The following is a 19,092-nucleotide window of genomic DNA, read 5'->3' as shown; positions in this document are numbered from 1 at the left end:
GTTTCGTTTGCGCCGTGTCTAACCGTCCTTGGGGATACGGCATTGCATGGTGCAATGGAGTCCGGTCCTGAGATAGGAGACCTCCGTCTTGCCGTCGAAGGCCGACAGCGCCGACTTCAACAGCTTGGTGCCGAAACCTGGCTCGGAGACCTTGTCGACGCTCGGGCCCTCGGTTTCATCCCAGGTCACGGTCAGACGGTCGTCGCTGACGGTCCATGACACCTGCAACAACCCGCGCGGCGCGGAGAACGCGCCATATTTGCCTGCGTTGGTGGCGAGCTCGTGAAACATTAGCGACAGCGTGACCGCAAGCTTCGGCGGCAGGAACAGCCGTTCGCCGTTGAGCGTGAAGCGGACATGGCCATAAGGGCCGAGCTCGGAGATCAGGAGGTCGCGAATGTCGCAGCCGGCCTTGTCGATCCGCGAGATCAAATCGTCGGTCGCGGCAAGCGACCGCAGCCGCGGATCGATCCGGGCCCAGATTTGCGGCTGATCGTGCAGCACCTGATGCAGCACAGCATGCACCGTCGACAGCTTGTTCTTCAGCCGGTGCTGGAGCTCGTCGACCAGCAGCTTGCGGTAGTCTTCTTCCTCGATCAGGCGCCTGGAAATCCGGCGCTGCTCGACGAGGAGCGAGCGATAGTGCTCGACGCCCCAGATGGTGAGCGCGCAGACCGTCCAATACAGCGCCAGCAGGGCGAATCGCGCGTTATCGGCAAAGGCATCGCCGAAATTCACGACGACGCCGAGCACGCCGCCGACCAGCGCCGTGATGATGCCGATGCGGAAGCCGCCGAACGCGGCCGCAAAGAACACGGCCGGGAAATACGGCGTGAAATAGACGTCGGGCCGCACATGGGCGAGAGCCCAGCGCGCCAGCGTCGCAACCAGCAGGCAGGCGACCGCAAACGCAAGGCTCAGGCCGAGCGACGGCGGTGCTGCGCCGTGCCAGCCCTTGCGGAATTCGTCGATCAGCTTCCCCATGCGCAGTCCGGTCGCGATATGCGTTCGACAATCGAGCGGTCGCCAGGAATGTTACGCATGTCGCCGGCCCCAAGCAAAGCTTGCCTTGTCGGAAGTCGGCAGGAATAATGCCTGCTGCGGCGCCGACCGTCGCGGCGCAGTCGTCGATTGGTGTCCGCCATTTGGCGTCAAGGGGTTCGAAAACAGGGACATTCCATGGGCAGGCTGGATGGCAAGGTCGCGGTGATCACGGGCGCGACGAGCGGGATCGGGTTGCGGACTGCTGAAGTCTTCGTTGCCGAAGGTGCCAAAATTGTGATCGCGGGCCGGCGCATACCGGAAGGCGAGGCGCTGGCGAAGCAGCTCGGGCCGAATTGCGTCTTCCGCCAGACGGATGTGACGGTCGAAGCGCAGATGCAGGCGCTGATCGCGCTCGCGGTGGACAAATTCGGCCGCATCGACTGCCTGTTCAACAATGCCGGCGGTCCGGCGCAGACCGGCGGCATCGAAGGCCTCGAGGTCGAGCGCTTCGACGCGGCGATGGCGACCCTGCTGCGCAGCGTCATGCTCGGCATGAAGCACGCCGCGCCCCACATGAAGAAGCAGGGCTTTGGCAGCATCATCAACAATGGCAGCATCGCCGGCCGTCTCGCCGGCTTCTCGTCCTCGATGGTCTATGGTGCGGCCAAGGCGGCGGTGATTCATCTCACCAAATGCGTGGCGATGGAGCTCGGCGAATCCAACGTCCGCGTCAACTCGATCTCGCCTGGCGCCATCGCGACCGGCATTTTCGGCAAGGCGCTCGGGCTTTCGACCGACGCGGCGGAGAAGACGCCGGCGGTGATGCGCGAGGTTTACAAGACTGCGCAGCCGATCCCGCGCGCGGGCCTTCCCGACGACATCGCCCATGCCGCCGTGTTCCTGGCCAGCGACGAGTCCAGCTTCATCAACGGCCATGACCTCGTCATCGACGGCGCGATGACCGGCGGCCGCAACTGGAGCCAGCAGCAGCAGGGCTACGTGGCTCTGCGCAAGGCGTTCGATCAGAGGGCGTAGGCGCCACGGGCGACGAAGCCGTAGGTGGGTTAGCGAAGCGTAACCCACCACTTCTGTCACTGCGGACACCGAGAGGTGGGTTACGCCTTCGGCTAACCCACCCTACGAGAGCGATGCTCACACCGCCTTCACCCGCACCCGCAATCCATCGCGCGGTTTCGGGATCGGCCACATCTGCCAGTCCGGCTTGTAGCCGGGCTCCAGCGATACCTCGATGTTCTGCAAGAAGTGCCGCGCGAAGCATTTGGCTTGCATGTAGGCGAAGTGCAGGCCGAGGCACATATGCGCGCCCCCGCCGAACGGCACCCAGGCGAAGCGGTGACGGTTGCGCTGGGCCTCCTCGGTGAAGCGCAGCGGATCGAATCGATTCGGCTCCGGCCAGATCTCCTTCATGTGGTGCGTATAGAGCGGATTGACGCCGATCGCGGTGCCGGCCGGAATCGAAAAGCCCTTGAAGGTGAAATCGCGCATGGCGCGGCGCGGCATCGAGGGCACCGGCGGCTTGATCCGCAGCGCTTCCTTGAACGCCATCTCCGACAGCGGCATCTTTTCGAGATCGTCGAAGCTGCTCGGCGCATTAGGGGCGAGCCCCAGCGCCATGACCTCCGCGCGAAGCTTGTCCTGCCAGTCGGGATTTGCCGCGAGCTCGCCGATGAACGACGTCAGCGACGAGGTCAACGTGTCGTGCGCCGCCATCATCAGGAAGCTCATGTGGTCGATGATGTCCTGTTCCGAGAGCAGCGCGCCGTCCTCGTGGGTTGCACGGCAGAGCTGCGAGAACAGGTCATCGCCGCCGTGATTGCCGCGTCGCAGCGGAATCTGCTCGCGGAAATAAGTGACGATGCGCTTGCGTCCCCTGACGCCGGCCGCCATCTGCGTGCCGGGCAGCGGTCGGCGGATCGGGGCGACGGCGGCGGCGACCATGTCGACGAAGGCGCGGTTGATCTCGTCGACCTCCGGGCCGATGTCGGCGCCGAGAAAGGACGCGGCGGCGAGATCGAGCGTGAGCTGCTTCATCGCCGGATAAAGCTGCATCTCGCCGGGCTTGGCCTTCCACTGCGCGACGCGGGCGCCGATGCCGCGGTCGAGATCGCTCAGATACGATTTCATCGGGCCGGACTTGAACGCGACCGATAGCGCTTTGCGGTGCAGCCGGTGCTCCTCGAAATCCAGCAGCATCAATCCGCGCGGAAACAGCAGGCCGAGCACCTTGTTCCAGCCATGGGTCGAGGAGAACAGCTTTTGCTGGTCGAACAGCACGAGCTCGTTGGCCTCGGGGCCGAGCAGCACGACATTGGTCTCGCCGAAGAAGTGCGTGCGATAGATCAGGCCGTATTTGGCGCCGTTCGCCTCGATGTGCCCCTTGGGGTCGGCGAGCACCTGGAAGGTCTTGCGGATGATCGGCCAGCCTTCGTCGCCGGGGATATGTGTCAGCTCGTTGCGCTTGGGCGGAGTGAAGCCGAGCACAGGGGCGGCCACATTCTGCATCGACATGTCGATTGCTCCGGTTGGCTGGACCCGGCCAACATAGCACAATCCGGTGACGATGACTCCGCGCTACCGCTTCGCCGCTTCCTTCTGCAAATCCGGGGCGTTGACGGCCGGAATCGCGACGCGGCCGGCGCCGGTCACCTTCAGCGCCTCGGCGGCCTTCTCGTTTTCCATGATCTTGGCCATCACGGCTTGGCCCGCGCGTTCGAAGATCGCTCGGTTCTCGATCACGAATTTTTGCGACTTGCGCAAGCCGTCGATGTAGCCGTTGATCTCGGGCACGACGTAGCGCGCGACAAGGTCCCAGCTCCGCCGCGTGTTTTCCGGATTGGCCCAGTCGTGCACGAAGCCGATGACGGCGCCGACGCCGCCGGACACCTGCATCACGTTCTTGATCATCTTGACGAGGTCGTCGGGCGTGCCGATGACGGAGGCCGCACCGTCGACGAAAGCGGTCTTGTCCACGGCCTCGTCCGGCGAGGCGAACGCCGTCAGGCCCGGCCGTTGCAGCGTGCCGACATTATATTCGTTGTGCCAGCGCATCAGACCGGCGCCGGCCTCGCGGCGGGCCTGCTCGCGGGTCTCGGCGATGTGCCAGGTCAGCAGCACGCGCCAGTTTGCGCGATCGACTTTGGTGCCGTGCTTTTTCGCCGCGTCCTCGGCGAACTGCCATTGCTGCTGCAGCGACATCAGCCCCTGCGTCGTCATCGAACCCAGCGAGATGATGCCGATGCCGTATTTGCCGGCGAGCGTCATGCCGGAGGGCGAGATCTGCGAGGCCACCACGAACGGCATCTCTTCCTGCAACGGCAGGAGCTGCAACGCGGCGTCGTTCATGGTGAACCAGTCGCTCTTCGCGGTGACGCGCTCGCCGTCGAAGAGACGGCGGATCACGCCGATCGCCTCGTCCTGGCGATCGCGCTGCGTCATCGGATCGATGCCGAGCGTATGCGCGTCGGAGGCGAGCGCGCCGGGGCCGGAGCCGAAGATGGCGCGGCCGCCGGTCATGTGGTCGAGCTGCACCATGCGCTGCGCGACGTTGTAGGGATGATGATAGGGCAGCGACACCACGCCGGTGCCGAGCTTGATCCGCTTGGTGCGCTCGCCGGCCGCAGCCAGGAACATCTCCGGCGAGGCGATCATCTCCCAGCCGGAGGAATGATGCTCGCCGCACCAGAACTCGTCATAGCCGAGCGCATCGAGCTGCTCGACCAGATCGAGGTCGCGCCGGAACTGGAGCATCGGATGCTCCCCGATCGGATGATGCGGGGCAAGGAAGGCTCCGAACTTCAGGCGCGCCATGGCATTCTCTCCAGCTTACATTTTTTGTTTGTTTGTGGCGCGAAGCTACGTGCTGAACGCAGCGAGCGCAATCACGCGATGTCCCGCGCGGTGGAATGCAGCCATGCGATGGAGCGCTCTCTCGTGGAAGACGTAAGGCCTCGCGATTCGTGCTCGCAGGTCATCGCGCGTTCGCGTGCCGATGCATCAAACCGTCACAAAGCAGATCGATTCATCGCGCGAGCTGTGAGCGACATCCGGGCACCAAAACGTCCTTCTGGCCGGCCTGCTCCGGCTTCGCCCTGACTTTGCCGTCGAAGCGGTGCAATCGGCGCGCGCAGGAATGCTCGTCTCGCTCGCGCGGTTCCTAACGTTAATCATGATCTGCGCCGCATTCCCGGCGTGGATGCGCCGTTCATCTGCACGAAGTTGAGGCATTGCGGTGAATACGTGCGGATTTCTGCAGCTTTTCTCGCGATTTAGCGCGTCATCGACAGCACACGGTCTTTTTATTTTGCGCTGCAGCAACTATTTGGTTTGGGTGGACGTTGAACGTCGCCTGCCAGGAGCTGCCGTGTCGTTAACCAGAAATGTCGATCTCTTGAGACGTCTGCCAAAGCTGGACGGATTGCGCTTCGCCGAGTTTGGCCGGAGCGCCGATGCGTCCAGTCCGTTGCAAGAGGTCACGGGCTTCGGCGACAATCCCGGCAATCTGCGCCTGTTCGCGTTCGTGCCGCCGCAACTGCAGAAGCCGCGCGCGCTCGTCGTCGTGCTGCACGGCTGCGGCCAGACCGCGGCAAGCTACGACCTCGGCGCCGGATGGTCGACGCTCGCCGAGCACTACGGCTTCGCGCTGCTGATGCCCGAGCAGCAGCGCATCAACAACAGCAACACCTGCTTCAACTGGTTCAATCCGGAAGACACGGCACGGGACAGCGGCGAGGCGTGTTCGATTCGCGAGATGATCGCGCACATGATCGAAACGCATCGCGTCGATCCCCGGCGTATCTTCATCACTGGCTTGTCGGCGGGCGGCGGCATGACGTCGGTGATGCTCGCGACCTACCCTGAAATCTTCGCGGCCGGCGCGGTCATCGCTGGACTGCCCTACGGCATCGCGACCAATCTGCGCGAGGCGCTCGACGGCATGTTTCATTCCCCGGAGCGGCCGGCGCGCGAACTTGGCGATCTGGTGCGTCGGGCCTCGACTCATCGCGGGCCCTGGCCGCGGATCTCGGTGTGGCACGGCAGCGCCGATCGCACAGTCAATCCCGGCAATGCCAACGAGATCGTCAAGCAATGGCTCGACCTGCACGATCTGCCCGAGGCGCCGATGGCGGAAACCGACATCGACGGCTATCCGCGCCAGGCCTGGTGGAACAAGGACGGCGAGACGCTCGTCGAGTCCTACGCCATCACCGACATGGCCCACGGCACGCCGCTCGGCCTGGCCGACAACGACCAGCGCTATGGCGTGGAAGGCGCGTTCCTGATCGAGGCCGGCATCTCCTCGTCCTATCACATCGCAAAATTCTTCGGCCTCACCGGCTGGATTCCGGACGCGGCGAAGAAGGTCGAGCCAAAGCCGACGCCGGCCCGCTCGTCCGCGCCGCATCTCGCACGCTCGATCCGCGCCGCGGTCGCCGAACAGCCGGCCGAGCCGAAGCGCGAGGAGACCCGCGGCTTCGATCTCGGCCAGATCATCACGCGCGCGCTCACGGCCGCGGGATTGATGAAGTAACTCAGGCGGTCGCGCCGATCCATTCGATCGGCATCGCCGTCACCTCGCCGCCGGCGACCTTGCGCGTCATCTCCTGATAGGCCTTGAAGAAGTCGCGCGATTGCAGCGCCTTTTGCGCGGCATCGTCGCTGACGCTGGCGAGATGGAAATAGCTGCCATTGTCGCGGTTCTTCAGGACGCGATAGCCGATCCGTCCTTTCAGTTCCGGATCGCCGTCGATCGCCTTGATGAAGCGGCCGACCTCCTGGTGCCAGGCCTCCGTCGTGCCGTTCTTGAATTCGTACCGGATCATGAAGTGCTTCATGTGACGCTCCCTGTTGGCATTGTGCGTCATCATCTGCGTGCTGGATGCGATCCCGCAAGTATGGACAAAATTGATAGTATGGACTTTTTCGGCGCCGCTCTTATTCTTCATCTCGCACATGGAGGAAGCGACATGGCCAAGGAAAGGACAAAGACAGTTCCAGCGCGCAGCTGCCCGGTCGCGGCCTTTCAGAAGATGATCAGCGGCAAGTACAAGCTGCGCATCGTCTGGGACCTCAAGGACGGTCCGCGCCGCTATGGCGAGATCAGGACCGGCCTGTTGCGCGGCATGGAAGGCAGCGCGGAGATCACCCCGCGCGTGCTGAGTCGCGAGTTGAAGGCGCTGACGGCGAGCGGCCTGATCGATCGCAAGGATTTTGGCGAGGTGCCGCCGAAGGTCGAATATCGCCTCACCCGCAAAGGCAAGAGCTTCGTGCCGGTCGTGGCGGCGATCCGCGACTGGGGCGACCGTAACCTGAGTGCGCCCCAAGTGCTGGCGGACGCCGCCGAGTAGGGCCTACATCTCGCCGGTGATGAACGGATTGGTCATCCGCTCCTGGCCGATGCTCGAGCCGGCGCCATGGCCGCAGATGAAGCCGACATCGTCGCCGAGCGGCAGCAGCTTGGTCTTGATCGAGTCGATCAGCGTCGCGTGACTGCCGCCGGGCAGATCGGTGCGTCCGACCGAGCCGGCGAACAGGACGTCGCCGACATGGGCGAAGCGCAGATCCTTGTTGAAGAACACCACGCTGCCGGGCGAGTGGCCGGGGCAATGATAGATCTCGAACTGGAGATCGCCGATCGCCACGCTGTCGCCTTCATCGAGCCAGCGGTCCGGCTCGAAATTGCGCACCCCCGTCATGCCGAAGCGCGCGCCGCTCTCGACCACGTTGTCGAGCAGGAATTTGTCCGCGAGATGCGGGCCCTCGATCGGCACCTTCAGCGCGTCGCGGAGTTCGTCCGCGCCGCCGACATGGTCGATATGGCCGTGAGTCAGCCAGATCTTCTCCACGGTGACGCCGGTCTGCTTGATGGCATCCAGGATCTTCGGCACGTCGCCGCCGGGATCGATCACCACGGCCTTCTTGGAAGGCTCGTCCCAGATGATGGTGCAATTCTGCTCAAACAGCGTCACGGGAACGATGATCGCGCCCGCTTTCGCGCCGGCTTGGGCCTGTGTCTCGTTTTGCTCGGTCATGGCGCCACAATGCCGATTTTTGCCATGTCGCCAAGCAAAAGATTTGTCCCCATGGCTCGGGAACAGTCGCGGACATCGTCACACAGCTGTCCCAATTCGCCTGCTGTTTTGAACCGGGGCGCTCCTTCCGCGTTCTCCCGCGCGAGAAGCAGTTTTTGGATGGATTTCCCGCATGGCTCAGAGCGGCAGCAATTGGTGGCGCGACGGCATCTTCTATCAGATCTACCCGCGCTCCTTTCAGGATTCAAACGGCGACGGTGTCGGCGATCTCGCCGGCATTTTGCAGCGGCTGCCGTATGTGAAGTCGCTCGGCGTCGACGCGATCTGGTTGTCGCCGATCTTCCCCTCGCCAATGGCCGATTTCGGCTACGACATCTCCGACTATACCGGCATCGAGCCGCTGTTCGGCACGATGGCGGATTTCGATGCGCTTCTTGCCGCCGCGCACGACAATGGCCTCAAGCTGATCCTCGACCTGGTGCCGAACCACACCTCGGACCAGCATCCCTGGTTCGTCGAAAGCCGCTCCTCGCGCGACAATCCCAAACGCGACTGGTACATCTGGCGCGACCCGGGCGGGGGTGGCGGCGTGCCGAACAACTGGCTGTCCGAGTTCGGCGGCAGCGCGTGGCAGTTCGACGAGACGACCGGTCAGTACTACTATCACGCCTTCCTCGCCCAGCAGCCGGACCTCAACTGGCGCAATCCCGATGTCCGCGCGGCGATCTATGACGTGATGCGGTTCTGGCTGGAGAAGGGCGTCGACGGCTTTCGCGTCGACGTGATCTGGCATCTGATCAAGGACGCCGATTTCCGCGACAACCCGCCCAATCCGCATTATGTCGAAAGCCGGCCGCCGAACGAAAAGATACTGACGCAATATTCCACCGACCAGCCGGAGGTGCACGACGTCATCGCCGAGATGCGCCGCGTCACGGATGCCTATGCTGCCCGCGTCCTGATCGGCGAGATCTATCTGCCGCTGCACCGCCTCATGGCCTATTACGGCAACGATCTCACCGGCGCGCAGATGCCGTTCAATTTCGCGCTGCTCTCGACCTTCTGGAGCGCGCGATCGATCGAGAAGATTGTCGAGGATTACGAGAAGGCGCTGCCGAAGGGCGCATGGCCGAACTGGGTGCTCGGCAATCACGATCGCCCGCGCGTCGCAAGCCGCGTCGGGCCGGAGCAGGCCCGAATCGCCGCCATGCTGCTGCTGACGCTGCGCGGCACGCCGACGCTCTATTACGGCGACGAGATCGGCATGCATCAGCTCGCGATCGCCCCCGAGTTCGTGCGCGACCCCTTCGAGAAGAACGTACCCGGCATCGGTGTCGGTCGCGACGGCTGCCGCACGCCGATGCAGTGGGATTCCTCCAACTTCGCCGGCTTCTCGGACGTCAGGCCATGGCTGCCGCTGCCGGAGGATCACATCCACAACAACGTCGTCGATCTCGAAGCCGATTCACGTTCGATCCTCACGCTCTACAAGCGCCTGATCGCGTTGCGGCAGGGGTGTCCGCCGCTGGTTGCGGGCGACTATCATCCGATCGCGGCGCAAGGCGATCTCCTGGTCTATCGCCGCGAGGCCGAGGGCAGGGCGGTGATCGTGGTGCTCAATCTCGGCCCTGAGCCGATCCCGGTCACCACCAGCGCGATCAAGTTTGGCAGCGAGATTCTGCTGTCGACATTCCTGGATCGCGAGGGCGAGCGGCTCGAAGGCGTGCTGGATTTGCGCGGCAACGAGGGCGTGATCATCACGCCGCCATGACCGTCGTCCTGGACAAGCGAAGCGCAGAGATGGGCGACGCACTTTCCTCGTCATTGCGAGCGCAGCGAAGCAATCCAGAATGTTCCCGCGGTGACAGTCTGGATTGCTTCGCTGCGCTCGCAATGACGATCGTGGAAGCGGCGCAACTCCAGCATCTCCACATCACCCCGGATGCTTGTTGCCCCGTATCGTTTTGTCGATATCGCTCCGCTTCAGCAGATAATCCAATCCGCCGACGCGGTACCAGCGATAGCCGTAGGGCTCCAGCACGACACGATGCTGGCCGCGCTTGTCGGCATGGCTGTGGTCTTCCGCGAGCAGATTGATCAGGTGCTTGCCGGCCTCGCCCGGCAGCCCCGCCGAGAACGCGATCTCGCGCGGCTTCTCGTCGAAATTGTGCACGAACAGCACGGAATTGTTGCGCCAGTCGTAACGCATGATGAACACGGCGGGATCGCGCGTCGGAATGACTGTAAAATCGCCCCAGCCGATCTCCGGCACCTCCTTGCGCATGCGGACGATGCGCTCGGTCCAGTTCAGCATGGAGTTGGGATCGCGCCGTTGTTTTGCGACATTGAGGTGCTCGAAACCATAAGGTCCCTCGTCGATGACGGGCAGGGCCGGCTTGTCGCTGGTGGTGAATCCGCCATGCGGCTCGGTCGACCATTGCATCGGCGTCCGCGCGCAATTGCGTTCCGGCAGCGAAAGATCATCGCCCATTGCGATCTCGTCGCCATAGCGGATCACCGGCGTCCCCGGCAGCGTGCACATTAGGCTGTAGGCGAGCTCGAGCCGCCGGCGGTCGCCACCCAGCATCGGTGCCAGGCGACGGCGAATGCCGCGGTCGTAGAGCTGCATGTCCTTGTCGGGACCGAAGCGTTTGAACACGATTTCGCGCTGCGCCTTGGTCAGCCGCCCCAAATCGAGTTCGTCATGATTGCGCAGGAACAGGCCCCATTGCGCCGAGGCGGGCCGCGGCTTGGTCGCCTTCAGCGCTTTCCCCAACGGGCGTGAATCGGACGAGGCCAGCGCATAGAACAGATGCTGGTTGACCTGGAAATTGAACATCATATGCATGCGGTCGGCATCCCGGCCGAAATATTCCATGTCCGTCTTTGGCAGCACGTTGGCCTCGGCGAGAATGATGGCATCGCCCTGCCGCCATTGCAGGAATTCACGAAACGTCCGCAGCATGTCGTATTGCTCGGCCGGCTTTTTCACCTTGGCGCCTTTGGTCGAGATGACGAAAGGCACGGCATCCATGCGAAAGCCTGAGACGCCGAGTTGGATCCAGAAGCCCATGATCTTCAGAATCTCGGCCTGCACGCGCGGGTTCGAGGTGTTGAGATCGGGCTGGAAATCGTAGAAGCGGTGGAAGTACCAGGCGCCGGCTTCCTTGTCGCGCGTCCAGGTCGATTTCTGAACGCCGGGAAACACCATGCCCTGATTGGCGTTGGCTGGCTTCTTGTCGGACCAGACATACCAGTCGCGGTAGGGCGAGTTCTTGTCGCTCCGCGCCGCCTTGAACCAGGGATGCTGGTCGGAGGTGTGGTTGACGACGAGATCGATGATGACGCGAATGCCGCGCTGCTTGCAGCCATGGGTGAACTCGACGAAATCTCCGAGCGTGCCGTAGCGGGCATCGACGCTGTAATAATCCGCGACATCGTAGCCGTCGTCGCGGCCGGGCGAGGTCTGGAACGGCATCAGCCAGATCGTGGTGATGCCGAGGCCGTGCAGATAATCGAGCCGGCGCAGCAAGCCCTTGAAATCGCCGATGCCATCGCCGTTGGCGTCCATATAGGTGCCGACGGACAGGCAATAGATGATGGCGTTCTTGTACCAGAGATCGTCGATCATGCGCGCGCAGCCTCGGTGGTTCCGCCGAGGTGTGGCGGCTGCGTGATAAGTGCGAGGGAGACTTGAGGTTCCCCGCTTTTACTCAGGTGTCGTCCCGGCGAAGGCCGGGACCCATACCGGGTGATTTCTCCGTGAGGCGCGGTGCACGTACCGCGGGCCGCAACCATTAGCCTTCGCTAAACTCCTTTCCGTGATTATGGGTCCCGGCCTTCGCCGGGACGACATTTGAGAATGGAGCAAGGTGTCCGCGTTCGGAGGAATCGGCTATCCTCCCGCCATGGACAATCCCGCCCGCATTGCCCTCGTGCCACCACCCGACCGCCGTCAATCCGAGACGGCGCTGGCGATCGCGCGCGGCACTGCGCGATTGTTGCGCTCGCTCGGCTTCACCTGCATCAGCGAATTGCCGCTGCCCTCGGGGCGGCGCGCCGATCTCGTCGCGCTGAACGAGCGCGGCGAGATCTGGATCGTCGAGATTAAGTCGTCGGTGGAGGATTTGCGTGCCGATCAGAAATGGCACGAATACCGGGCGCATTGCGACCGGCTGTTCTTCGCCTTCACGCAGGACCTGCCTTGCGAGATCTTTCCGCAAGATACCGGCCTGATCATCGCGGACGCCTATGGCGCGCACCTGCAATGCGAGGCGCCCGAGCACAAGCTCGCTGCGGCCACGCGCAAGCAGATGACGGTGCGTTTCGCCATGGCGGCGGCGTTGCGGATCAACCGGCTGGTCGATCCGCAGGGGCATGCGGAGTTTTGGGAATAGGCCGGTCTCGTGTCCCGGACGCGCTGCAACGCTTCAGCGTTGCTGCGCAGAGCCGGGACCCAGCAGGCGACGATTCGAGCTGAGGCATGGGCCCCGCCGGCTCAGCAGCGCATCACTTCGTGCTGCGCAGCGTCCGGGGCACGGAAGGCATGACTATCAGCGCGGCGCGCGCTTGGCCAGGATCCGCTGCAACGTACGCCGATGCATGTTGAGCCGGCGCGCGGTTTCCGAGACGTTTCGGTTGCACATCTCGTAGATGCGCTGGATGTGTTCCCAGCGCACGCGGTCGGCCGACATCGGATTCGCCGGCAATTCGGACTTGTCCGAGCCGGTCGACAGCAGCGCCGCGACGACGTCGTCGGCATCCGCGGGCTTTGAGAGATAATCGACCGCGCCCATCTTCACCGCGGTGACGGCAGTGGCGATGTTGCCATAACCGGTCAGCACGATGGCGCGGGCGTCGGGACGCTTCTTCTTCAGCGCCGAGACCACGTCGAGACCGTTGCCGTCGCCGAGCCGCAGATCGACCACGGCGAATGCCGGCGCCGCCTTGCCGATCTGCGCCAGACCGTCCGAGACGGTGTCGCATGACGTCACCGCAAAGCCGCGCGTTTCCATGGCGCGCGACAGCCGCTCCAGAAACGGCTTGTCGTCCTCCACGATCAGAAGCGAGCGGTCGGTCTGTTCGTTCAGTTCGGCGATGGCGTTCAAGGTGTCGTCCTCTCTCCAGCGCGTCTACATATGGCGGCGCAATCGGGCGGTGCCAAGTGCGCCAATAGTCGATCGGCCCCGTTGTGCGACGCAAGGTCGCGGCCTATCCTATTGTTTCTTCGAAGGTCTCGATAGTCTCAAAACGCTCTCTCGGCCACGTGATCTGGACCACTGCGCCATGATCCGGAAAGGTCCGGTTGGTAAACGAGACCTTGGCGCCGGTGCGCTCCAGCAAGGTGCGCGCGATGAACACGCCGAGTCCGAGGCCGCCGCCTTCGTCCCGGTTGCGCCGCCGCGACAAATAGGGCTCGCCGATCCGGTTCAGGATGTCAGGCGGAATGCCTGGACCATCGTCGGAAATCACGAGCTCGATCGTGTCCTTGTTCCACCACGCATTCACCTCGACGGTGGTGCGGGCGAAATCGACCGCGTTCTCGACGATGTTGCCGACGCCGTAGAGGATCGCCGGATTGCGCGAGCCGACCGGCTCGGCCACGATGGCAACGGCGATGCGCACCTTGATATCGACCCCGAAATCGCGGTGCGGCGCCACCACCTCCTCGATCAGCTCCGACAGCTTCATGCGGTCGAACGGTGCGCCGGTGGAGGAGAGCTGGGTGATCTTGCTCAATATGTCGCGGCAACGCTGCGTCTGCTCGCGCAGGGTCTTCAGGTCGGCGGCAAAATTGGGCTCCTTCACTGTCTTCTCCAGCTCGCGCGAGATCAGGAAGATCGTCGCGAGCGGCGTGCCGAGCTCGTGCGCTGCGGCGGCGGCCAGGCCGTCGAGCTGGGTCAGATGCTGCTCGCGCGTCAGCACCAACTCGGTCGCGGCCAGCGCGTCGGCGAGCTTGCGCGCCTCCTCGGTGACCTGGAACGAGTAGAGGCTGGTGACGCCGATCGCGAGCGCGATCGAGAGCCAGACGCCGACGAGATAGATCGGCGGCAGCACCAGCGGATCGTCGGAATCCCAGGGCAGCGGCAGATGGAAGAAGAACAGGACCGAGGCGCAGGCGACAGCGAGCACGCCGAGGCCGAAGGTGAAGCGGGCCGGCAGCGCGGTCGCCGAGATCAGCACGGGTGCGAGGAACAGGAACGAGAACGGGTTCTGGAGTCCGCCGGTGAAAAACAGGAGACCGGCCAGCTCCACGATGTTGAGCGCGAGCAGTCCGGCCGCCTGCATCGGCTCCAGCCGCTGCAGCGGATTGGACACGGTCTGGAGCCCCAGATTGAGCGCCGCCGACAGCGCGATGATGCTGACGCAGGGGACGATCTCGACGTTGAATTCCAGCCCCTGCGCCACGATGAAGATCGCGGCGAGCTGGCCCAGCACCGCGAGCCAGCGCAGCCGCAGGATGGTATCCAGGCGGATATGCCGCTGCGCGGGGCGAAAGTCGGAAGCGGCAAGTTCGGTCATTTCGGCCAATGGGGCGGTGCCTTCTCGATCACAAGCGCGCGGCTCACGGAACCACCGGATTACAAGCCTTGCGCTCTCCGCTGCAATAGCAGAAGAACGCCCAGCATGACCGAGAATGACAAAGCTTCAAGCTGGCCGACTGTCGCGGATCGCAGCCTCTCCGCGGCAATCGCGGTCGATCACCTCGTCAAGGTGTACAAGCAGACCCGCGCCGTCGACGACATCTCCTTTTCGCTTCCGCGCGGCAGCATCACGGGGCTGCTGGGCGGCAACGGCGCCGGCAAGACCACGACCATCGCGACGATCATGGGCCTCGTGCTGCCGACCTCCGGCCGCGTGCAGGTGCTCGGGCATCGAATGCCGGAGGAAAGTGCTTCCGTGCTGGGGCGGATGAATTTCGAGAGTCCCTATGTCGACATGCCGATGCGGCTCACGGTGCGTCAGAACCTCACCGTGTTCGGCAAGCTCTATGCGGTGAAGAACCTCTCCGAGCGCATCGCTGAGCTCGCCGACGATCTCGATCTCACCGAGTTCATCGACCGCGCTAACGGCAAGCTCTCCGCAGGACAAAAGACGCGCGTTGCGCTTGCCAAGGCGCTGATCAACCAGCCCGAGCTGCTGTTGCTGGACGAGCCGACCGCCTCGCTCGATCCCGACACCGCCGACTGGGTTCGGGGTCATCTGGAGCGTTATCGCAAGGCGAACAACGCCACCATCCTCCTGGCCTCGCACAACATGCTCGAAGTCGAGCGGCTCTGCGACCGCGTCATCATCATGAAGCGCGGCCGCATCGAGGACGACGATACGCCCGAAGCCATCATGGCGCGCTACAACCGCACCACGCTGGAAGAGGTGTTTCTGGACGTCGCGCGCGGCCGGGTGAACGGCGCGCAGGAGGACGCACGATGAGTGACTGCATTCGTAGCCCGGATGGAGCGCAGCGTAATCCGGGATTCGCGCATCTGGCCCGACCGGCCCCGGATTGCGCTACGCTCCATCCGGGCTACGGGAGGCCGCCATGAGCGAGCTCACCGTTCACCGCGGCATCTCCCTGCATCGCATCGGCGCGATGATCCTGCGCTATTGGTACCTCTTGCTGTCGTCCTGGCCGCGGCTGCTCGAGCTGCTCTACTGGCCGGCGCTGCAAGTCATCACCTGGGGCTTTCTTCAGCTTTATATCGCGCAGAATGCAAACTTCTTCGCGCGTGCCGGCGGCACGCTGATCGGCGCCGTCATCCTCTGGGACATCCTGTTTCGCGGGCAGCTCGGCTTTTCGATCTCGTTCCTGGAAGAGATGTGGGCGCGCAACCTCGGCAATCTCATGATGAGCCCGTTGAAGCCGATCGAATTTCTGCTGTCGCTGATGATCATGAGCCTGATCCGGCTCGCGATCGGCGTCATCCCGATGACGCTGCTCGCGTTGTTCCTGTTTCACTTCAACGTTTATGCGCTCGGCGTGCCGCTGATTGCGTTCTTCTGCAATCTGATCTTCACGAGCTGGTCGGTCGGCATCTTCGTTTCCGGCCTGGTGCTGCGAAACGGCCTCGGCGCCGAGAGCATCGTCTGGACCTTGATGTTCGGCATCATGCCGCTCGCCTGCGTCTACTATCCCGTCAGCGTGCTGCCGGTCTGGTTGCAATATGTCGCCTGGACGCTGCCGCCGACCTATGTGTTCGAAGGGATGCGCGCGCTGCTGATCGAAAACACCTTCAGGACCGATCTGATGCTGGGCGCGTTGGCCATCAACGTGGTGCTGTTGGTTGCATCTTTTGGGGCATTCCTTGCCCTTTTGCGCAGCGCCCGGATGCAGGGCTCGTTGCTGTCAGGCGGCGAATAACGTCACTTTCTCGTGGATTCAGCCCGGTTTGGGCACCTGGGCCACGTAGATGTACGGAACCATGCATTGACGCAATATTACGCATTCGGCAGTATGCTGCGATGCGAAGAGGAATATAGCGATGCCGATTGGTGAGTTTGGCGGCGCGCCGCCCCTGGTGGCCGAAGGCAGTCCGGTCCTGACGACGCCGATGTACTGGATGTACGAGATGGGGCAAGCCTCTCTCAATCCGGCGCGTGCGATCACGGACGCAACCAAGCTGCTGTTTCAAAATCCCCTCAATCCGTGGGCACGCACCGAGGTCGGCAAGTCGGTTGCCGCGGCTTGCGAATTGTTCGAACGCACCACGCGCCGCTACGGCAAGCCGGAATGGGGCCTCAACGATACCGAGGTCAACGGCATCCGCGTCCCCGTCGAGGTTCGCTCGGTCTGGGAAAAGCCGTTCTGCCGCCTGCTCTACTTCGATCGCAAGTTCACCCGTCCGCTGCGCAGCCCGCAGCCGCGCGTGCTGATCGTGGCGCCGATGTCCGGCCATTACGCGACGCTGCTCCGCGGGACGGTCGAGGCTTTCCTGCCGGCGCATGAGGTCTACATCACCGATTGGGCCGATGCCCGCATGGTGCCGCTCAGCGACGGCCGCTTCGATCTCGACGACTACATCGACTACGTCATCGAGATGCTGCATGTCCTCGGCGGTAACACGCATGTGCTGGCGGTGTGCCAGCCCTCGGTTCCCGTCGTTGCTGCCGTTTCGATCATGGAAGCGCGGCGTGATCCCTTCGTGCCGACCTCGATGACGCTGATGGGTGGTCCGATCGACACCCGTCGCAATCCGACCGCGGTGAACAACCTCGCCCAGGAGCGCGGCATCGACTGGTTCCGCAACCACGTCATCACCAAGGTGCCGTTCCCGCATCCGGGCATGATGCGCGATGTCTATCCGGGCTTCCTGCAGCTGAACGGCTTCATCAGCATGAATCTCGACCGGCATATGGACGCCCACAAGCAGCTGTTCGCCAACCTGGTGAAGGGCGACGGTGACCTCGTCGACAAGCATCGCGACTTCTACGACGAATATCTCGCGGTGATGGATCTCTCCGCCGAGTATTACCTGCAGACCGTCGACACCGTGTTCGTTAAGCATTCGCTGCCGAAGGGCGAGATGACCCATCGTGGAACACGCGTCGATCCCTCAAAGGTCACGCGCGTCGCGTTGATGACGGTCGAAGGCGAGAACGACGACATCTCCGGCATCGGTCAGACCGAAGCAACGCACGCATTGTGCAGCTCGATTCCCGATCATCGCCGCGTTCATTACGTCCAGAAGGGCGTTGGACATTACGGCGTGTTCAATGGTTCGCGCTTCAAATCGGAAATCGTGCCGCGCATCCATGACTTCATGGTGTCGGCGGCGAATCCGAGCTCATTGCAGGCGCTCGCGGCCGAATAATCGCGTTTTTCGGCTTTCCCGCTGAAAATCGACGCCCTGTCGGAGGCTCCGACAGGGGTGAGTTCCCGCCAGATTCGCGGTATTTAGGTAGCTTTGTAGGAGTGAGTCCAACCTCACCCCTTGGGGGTGCCGCATGCGCCTGACGGGGGCGAAAAAAGCCGGTTCCAACCCCAGTCTGTAGGGTCTCCCGGACGCCAGACCCCTGTATATTGGGCAAATGATTTGTTTTTGCGCCGAGCGCTTTCCCTGGCGGCGGTTATGGCAGAATCCGGGCGCTCTCCTGCCCCCCGGACTGACAGACATGGCCACTCGCGCACTCCTCTATCGTCGGCCCCACGAGCCGAAGACCCTCCTGATCACCCATGGATCGCAATATTTTGCGATTCGACTGCGCCGGCATCGCCGCGCGCGTCGTTACACGCTCAGAATTCATCCGAGCGATCGCGAAGCCATCCTCACCATGCCGCCGCGCGGCACGCTCGCCGAAGCAAAAGACTTCGCACAGCGTCACGGCGCATGGATCGCGGCACGTCTCGGCCGTTTGCCGAAGGCTGCGCCGTTCCAGCCTGGCACAGTGATACCGCTTCGCGGCATTTCTCATCGCATCGTTCATCGCGCCGGCACGCGCGGTACGGTGTGGACGGAAGTGCGCGATAGCGGTGAACGCATTCTCTGCGTGGCCGGTGGCGTCGAGCATGCCGACCGTCGCATCGGCGACTTTCTCAAGCGCGAGGCGCGCCGCGACCTTCAGCGCGCCGCGGAATCCTATGCCGCGGAGCTCGGCGTCAAGGTCAAGCGGCTCTCGATCCGCGATCAATCGAGCCGCTGGGGCTCCTGCACCTCGGCGGGCTCGCTGTCGTTCTCCTGGCGCCTGATCCTCGCGCCGCCCTACGTGCTCGACTACCTCGCCGCCCACGAGGTCGCTCATCTCGTCGAGATGAACCACTCGGCGCGGTTCTGGCGCGTCTGCGGCAAGGTCTGCCCGTCGATGGAGCGCGCCAAGAAGTGGCTCGATACGTACGGCAACGACCTGCACCGGTACGGGGTCGAGGATTAGGCTCTCGCTGCCAATTCCATCCGACGCTGTCATCGCCCGCGAAAGCGGGCGATCCAGTATTCCAGAGACAGTTGTTATTGAATCAAGAAGCCGCGGCGTACTGGCTTCCCCGCCTCCGCGGGGAATGACAGCCCAGCGCGCGATTCCAGCGTCTGTGCTGCCCGCGCAAGCCGTTGATTTCGTTATCCTCGGC

At 63.5% G+C, this 19,092-nt stretch carries 17 protein-coding genes; 9 read left to right on the top strand and 8 right to left on the bottom strand.

The genetic code is table 11. From position 1 onward, the window contains the following. Positions 1–18: 18 nt before the first annotated feature. The gene (locus tag ABIB66_RS07365; RefSeq protein WP_275168660.1) at positions 19–984 is read right to left on the bottom strand and encodes a sensor histidine kinase; all 966 of its coding nucleotides are present in this window, start codon (positions 982–984) and stop codon (positions 19–21) included. A 195-nt stretch (positions 985–1,179) separates the two neighbouring features. On the opposite strand from ABIB66_RS07365, the gene ABIB66_RS07360 reads away from it, so the two are divergent. Further along, entirely contained in the window at positions 1,180–2,019 is an 840-nt protein-coding gene (locus ABIB66_RS07360) for an SDR family NAD(P)-dependent oxidoreductase (RefSeq protein ID WP_354205854.1), read from the top strand. Positions 2,020–2,136: 117 nt separating this feature from the next. Here the strand turns inward: ABIB66_RS07360 and ABIB66_RS07355 are convergent, their stop codons facing one another. Next, positions 2,137–3,513 (bottom strand): cytochrome P450, encoded by a 1,377-nt coding sequence (locus ABIB66_RS07355; RefSeq protein WP_354205856.1) that lies wholly within the window; start codon positions 3,511–3,513, stop codon positions 2,137–2,139. A 63-nt stretch (positions 3,514–3,576) separates the two neighbouring features. Then, a complete protein-coding gene (locus tag ABIB66_RS07350) occupies positions 3,577–4,812 on the bottom strand; it encodes an LLM class flavin-dependent oxidoreductase (RefSeq protein WP_354205858.1) in 1,236 nt (411 codons plus the stop codon). Between the two features lie 553 nt (positions 4,813–5,365). Here ABIB66_RS07350 and ABIB66_RS07345 point away from each other — a divergent pair. Continuing rightward, entirely contained in the window at positions 5,366–6,532 is a 1,167-nt protein-coding gene (locus tag ABIB66_RS07345) for an extracellular catalytic domain type 1 short-chain-length polyhydroxyalkanoate depolymerase (protein ID WP_354205860.1), read from the top strand. Between the two features lies 1 nt (position 6,533). On the opposite strand, the gene ABIB66_RS07340 is transcribed toward ABIB66_RS07345, so the two are convergent. After that, positions 6,534–6,836, bottom strand: coding sequence for a hypothetical protein (locus ABIB66_RS07340; RefSeq protein ID WP_354205862.1), 303 nt, complete (start codon positions 6,834–6,836; stop codon positions 6,534–6,536). A gap of 132 nt (positions 6,837–6,968) precedes the next feature. Here ABIB66_RS07340 and ABIB66_RS07335 point away from each other — a divergent pair, with 132 nt between their 5' ends. Beyond that, positions 6,969–7,349 carry a winged helix-turn-helix transcriptional regulator gene (locus ABIB66_RS07335; protein WP_354205864.1) on the top strand — a complete coding sequence of 127 codons (381 nt, stop codon included), beginning with the start codon at positions 6,969–6,971 and terminating at the stop codon, positions 7,347–7,349. Between the two features lie 3 nt (positions 7,350–7,352). On the opposite strand, the gene ABIB66_RS07330 is transcribed toward ABIB66_RS07335, so the two are convergent. Further along, positions 7,353–8,033, bottom strand: coding sequence for an MBL fold metallo-hydrolase (locus ABIB66_RS07330; protein WP_354064534.1), 681 nt, complete (start codon positions 8,031–8,033; stop codon positions 7,353–7,355). A gap of 172 nt (positions 8,034–8,205) precedes the next feature. Here ABIB66_RS07330 and ABIB66_RS07325 point away from each other — a divergent pair, with 172 nt between their 5' ends. Beyond that, the gene (locus tag ABIB66_RS07325) at positions 8,206–9,804 is read left to right on the top strand and encodes an alpha-amylase family glycosyl hydrolase (RefSeq protein WP_354205867.1); all 1,599 of its coding nucleotides are present in this window, start codon (positions 8,206–8,208) and stop codon (positions 9,802–9,804) included. A 162-nt stretch (positions 9,805–9,966) separates the two neighbouring features. Here ABIB66_RS07325 and ABIB66_RS07320 read toward each other — a convergent pair whose 3' ends face one another. Further along, entirely contained in the window at positions 9,967–11,664 is a 1,698-nt protein-coding gene (locus tag ABIB66_RS07320) for an alpha-amylase family protein (protein ID WP_354205869.1), read from the bottom strand. Positions 11,665–11,941: 277 nt separating this feature from the next. Here ABIB66_RS07320 and ABIB66_RS07315 point away from each other — a divergent pair, with 277 nt between their 5' ends. Beyond that, the gene (locus ABIB66_RS07315; protein ID WP_354206428.1) at positions 11,942–12,430 is read left to right on the top strand and encodes an MmcB family DNA repair protein; all 489 of its coding nucleotides are present in this window, start codon (positions 11,942–11,944) and stop codon (positions 12,428–12,430) included. Between the two features lie 156 nt (positions 12,431–12,586). Here ABIB66_RS07315 and ABIB66_RS07310 read toward each other — a convergent pair whose 3' ends face one another. Both ABIB66_RS07310 and ABIB66_RS07305 read right to left on the bottom strand, forming a co-directional pair. Then, the gene (locus ABIB66_RS07310; RefSeq protein WP_007598178.1) at positions 12,587–13,141 is read right to left on the bottom strand and encodes an ActR/PrrA/RegA family redox response regulator transcription factor; all 555 of its coding nucleotides are present in this window, start codon (positions 13,139–13,141) and stop codon (positions 12,587–12,589) included. Between the two features lie 103 nt (positions 13,142–13,244). Continuing rightward, positions 13,245–14,555, bottom strand: coding sequence for an ActS/PrrB/RegB family redox-sensitive histidine kinase (locus ABIB66_RS07305; RefSeq protein WP_354064539.1), 1,311 nt, complete (start codon positions 14,553–14,555; stop codon positions 13,245–13,247). 105 nt (positions 14,556–14,660) lie between these two features. Between ABIB66_RS07305 and ABIB66_RS07300 the strand changes: the two genes are divergently transcribed. The 4 genes from ABIB66_RS07300 to ABIB66_RS07285 all read left to right on the top strand — a co-directional run bounded on the left by ABIB66_RS07300 (position 14,661) and on the right by ABIB66_RS07285 (position 18,899). Continuing rightward, positions 14,661–15,464, top strand: a complete 804-nt coding sequence (locus ABIB66_RS07300) for an ABC transporter ATP-binding protein (RefSeq protein ID WP_354205872.1) — start codon at positions 14,661–14,663, stop codon at positions 15,462–15,464. Positions 15,465–15,573: 109 nt separating this feature from the next. Next, the gene (locus tag ABIB66_RS07295; RefSeq protein ID WP_354205874.1) at positions 15,574–16,392 is read left to right on the top strand and encodes an ABC transporter permease; all 819 of its coding nucleotides are present in this window, start codon (positions 15,574–15,576) and stop codon (positions 16,390–16,392) included. A 121-nt stretch (positions 16,393–16,513) separates the two neighbouring features. Then, on the top strand, positions 16,514–17,842 hold the full coding sequence (locus ABIB66_RS07290; RefSeq protein ID WP_275168641.1) for a polyhydroxyalkanoate depolymerase: 1,329 nt from the start codon (positions 16,514–16,516) through the stop codon (positions 17,840–17,842). A gap of 217 nt (positions 17,843–18,059) precedes the next feature. Next, positions 18,060–18,899, top strand: coding sequence for a M48 family metallopeptidase (locus tag ABIB66_RS07285; RefSeq protein ID WP_354205876.1), 840 nt, complete (start codon positions 18,060–18,062; stop codon positions 18,897–18,899). The last annotated feature ends 193 nt before the right edge of the window (positions 18,900–19,092 follow it).

It is taken from the genome of Bradyrhizobium sp. F1.13.3, from assembly GCF_040548265.1.
Classification (GTDB): domain Bacteria; phylum Pseudomonadota; class Alphaproteobacteria; order Rhizobiales; family Xanthobacteraceae; genus Bradyrhizobium.
This window is presented reverse-complemented; position numbering and strand designations above follow the sequence as displayed.